Origin of the sequence: Xanthomonas sp. SHU 199 (assembly GCF_000364665.1) — a bacterium.
Classification (GTDB): Bacteria; Pseudomonadota; Gammaproteobacteria; order Xanthomonadales; family Xanthomonadaceae; genus Xanthomonas_A; species Xanthomonas_A sontii.
The window spans coordinates 1-2,201 of the sequence record NZ_AQOI01000358.1; the positions used below are offsets into that span (position 1 = coordinate 1).

A 2,201-nucleotide genomic window follows, 5' to 3' on the forward strand; every position below is an offset into this window, starting at 1 on the left:
CCAGCCATGATCTGGCCATCGGCGCGCACCGGCGTCGCACTGAAGTTGACGACTTTAGCCGCTGGAAATTTCCTTTTTATTGCCTCCCAGCTGGCTGCGACGCTGTGGTGACCCTCGTCGAAGATGATCAGGTCAAAGTAGTCTTCAGGAAGCGATGTCAGCCATTTGTTGTCCTCGCCTTGCAGTTGCTGGACATTGGTAACCACCACGTCTGCGGCATCCATGTCAGCTCGATTGACCGTCTTCCCAGCAACCCGGACCGGCTCTGGATACGGCCCGCCATCAAGCACGTTGCATTTGATGTAGAACATCTTGGGATTGCTCGGGTCGAAATCGGCGGCCAACTGGTCGGCGATTGACACCCCAGGCGCGATGACGAGCGCGCGCGCAGCACGGTATGCGAACGGTGTGAGAGTTATAGTGCCTGACTTGCCGCAGCCTACGGGCAGAATGATCCCGACCTCGCGCGGTTCGCCTCCGCCAGTTGCGTGTTGGTTAAGCGCGTCGAAAGCCTCTTGCTGAGGCTCCCGGACATTGGCGTTTCCGAGGACGGAGGGCTCTCGATCTTGAAATGGCTTGGTCATACGTGCTCCTTGCTCATATGAGGACAACGCGCGCTTTTTGCAGGAAATAAGCGTGACGCAAAGCACTAGTAATGCGTGATGCGCGTTGAGTTGGAAATCCTTTTAACATCTTATTCAGGCTGGCGCAACGATCCCTTCGCTGCGCGCAGTCGGCGCCCATGCCTTATCAAGCCTGTCGGCTACTCCGCACCTCTGTGACGTAGCAGCCCAATGAAATGGTTCCCCGGATTCGTGGAATGCATGCTGCAGCGGAACTGCCACGCGACGCTCGGATCAAGACTGTCTGTCAGAGGCGATACAGACTGCCAGCACCACTCGCCGGCCCACCGCCAGTGCAGTACGCCATCGGCAACCCCTGCGACCATCCTGCCGCCATGGCCTGGGCATCACGCAATGGATCGGACGCCTTGGCGCGCTCGTTGCGAAGACGGCAGGTTTCGGGGTCTTGGGCGAACAGGCCGCGCGCGAACATTCTGCCCTGCTCTGCCAGCTTTGTGGTCTTTGGTCCGCGGACTGCGGCAAAACGCGATAATGCTCGATCCAGCACGCCGCCGGTCTCTTCGAGGCACCGCGCCAGATGCCAGGCGTCTTCCAGGGCCTGACAGGCACCCTGGCCAGAGGTCGGCAGTGGCGCGTGCGCCGCATCGCCGACGAGCAGTACGTTTGCTCGGCTCCACGTGTGCAGCGGCTCGACGTCGTGCACGGCGATCAGTTGGATGGATTGGGCCGGCGTGGCTTCGATGAGGCGGGCGACCGGCTCCGGCCATCCTGCAAAAAGATCCATCACTTCCTTGCGCATCTCCGCTGCTGGCGTCGCCTCGGGCAATGGCCGCGCCTGCGCGGCGGCCCAGTACACCAGATCCGTCCGGATCGGCACGCAGCCGAAACGGTCGCCAGCCCCCCAGTAGTCATGAATCGCCATGTCGCTCAGCAATGGGCCATTGCCCTGTGCAACGCCGATCCAGTTCACGAACCCCTGGTAGATGGGCGTGTTGTCCCCTGCGACGAACTTGCGCGCCACCGAGCCCATGCGGCCATCCGCGCCAATGAGCAGATCCGGGCAGATGCTCTTCCCGTTCTCGAACCGTGCCACGGCCTTGCCGCCGGCATCCAGATCAATCGCTATCGCCCGATGCCCGAACTCCACCTGGATACCAGCGCGTGCCACGTGGTCCAGCAGTACCGCCTGCAAGTCTTGGCGCAGGATCGTATGGGTCGGGTAGCCCATGAGTTGGTCCAGCAGCGTGATGTCCAGGCCTCCCAGCGCGTTACCCGCTGCGTCTTTGCGGTGTACCGATACTGGCCGACCGCCCACCGCCCCGACATCCTCCAACAACCCGAGTTCTTGCAGCACAAAACCCGCGTTGGGCCAAAGCGTCACGCCAGCGCCCATGGTGGCCGGCCCGCTCCGACGTTCATAGACGCGGAGGGTGTGGCCCTGCTTGTGCAATGCGAGGGCCATGCTCAAGCCTGCAATGCCGCCACCCAGTATTCCGATCTCCATGCCGATGCATCCCGATTCAATTGGTCCAGGCGTGCCGTTGCAGGGCAGCCATTGGACGGGAGTGCATCTTGGACCTCACCAATCCCGCTAACTAGCATGCGAAAATGGCGGGG

General features: G+C 61.8%; 2 protein-coding genes. Both read right to left on the reverse strand.

Features of this window, described 5'->3' with window-relative positions:
• Nucleotides 1-584, reverse strand: a 584-nt coding sequence (locus D183_RS26465; RefSeq protein WP_198527665.1) for a DEAD/DEAH box helicase family protein, incomplete at its 3' end; no start/stop codon positions are given.
• A 286-nt stretch (nt 585-870) separates the two neighbouring features.
• A complete protein-coding gene (locus D183_RS0112370; RefSeq protein WP_017909267.1) occupies nt 871-2,088 on the reverse strand; it encodes an FAD-dependent monooxygenase in 1,218 nt (405 codons plus the stop codon).
• Between the last annotated feature and the right edge of the window lie 113 nt (nt 2,089-2,201).